Origin of the sequence: Amycolatopsis sp. SID8362 (assembly GCF_010550475.1) — a bacterium.
In the GTDB taxonomy this organism is placed as follows: Bacteria; Actinomycetota; Actinomycetes; order Mycobacteriales; family Pseudonocardiaceae; genus Amycolatopsis; species Amycolatopsis eburnea.
In genome coordinates, this window is record NZ_JAAGNB010001640.1 from 1 (window position 1) to 990 (window position 990).

The following is a 990-nucleotide window of genomic DNA, read 5'->3' on the forward strand; positions in this document are numbered from 1 at the left end:
GCCCGGCCCGCACCGGCTGGTGGTGCGCTGCACCCGGCCCGCACAGCCGCCGGCCGTCGGCGCACCGGCTGGTCGTGCGCGGCACCAGCTGAGCTACAGCGCGAGCGCCACCCGGTCCCGGCCCGCCTTCTTCCCCGCGTACAACGCCTCGTCGGCCGCGCGGATGACCCCGTCCAGGCCCGCTTCGGCCACCGCCGGGTGCAGGGCCGCGCCGATGGTCGCCGACAGCGCTACCCGCTCTCCGGTCGGCGCGGTAATACGCAGGGCCCGGATCCGGACCCGGATCCGCTCCGCGACCGCGCGCACCTCGGCTTCGTCGACGTCCGGCAGCAGGACGGCGAACTCCTCCCCGCCGTAGCGCCCGACGGTGTCGCCGCGCCGGACGGTCTTCGCGAGGACCGTGGCCACCTCGGCGAGGACGTCGTCGCCGACCGGGTGGCCGTGGGTGTCGTTGATGCGCTTGAACCAGTCGAGGTCGATCATCAGCACTCCGATGCGGCCGCCGGTGGTGCGGGCGCGCTCGAGCGCGCGCTCGGCCTGCTGGTGCCACGCGATCGCGTTGAGCAGCCCGGTGCGCTGGTCGGTGCGCGCGGCGATCTTGAGCTGGTCGAGCTGGACGCACTGGTGCAGCGCGAACGTCGGGATGATCATCAGCAGCGCCGCGGGCGGCCACCACAGCAGCGCGAGCGCGACGAACACGCCGAGCGCCAGCTGGCTGACCTCCAGGAGGTTGTCCGACGCGCTGCCCAGCAGCCGGCGGGGGTGCTCGATGGTGACCGTCCACGCGATGACCGTGCCGACGAGCGCGGTGTTGACCGTCCACTGCACGGCGCCGGCGGCGACCACGGCGGCGAGGTCCGCCCAGCCGGGCCGGGCGCCGTCGCCGAGGTGGAGGAGGTGCTCGTGCGCGCCGGTCGCCCGGAGCACGGCGGCCGCGGCGGCCGCCGCCAAGGCGAGCGTCGCCGCGGTGAACACCGTGCGGTGCGGCGG

At 75.8% G+C, this 990-nt stretch carries 1 protein-coding gene; it reads right to left on the reverse strand.

Annotated elements, in window-relative coordinates:
* Positions 1 to 93 precede the first annotated feature (93 nt).
* A partial coding sequence (locus tag G3I65_RS50715; RefSeq protein WP_160703050.1) for a GGDEF domain-containing protein occupies positions 94 to 990 on the reverse strand: 897 nt, incomplete at its 5' end.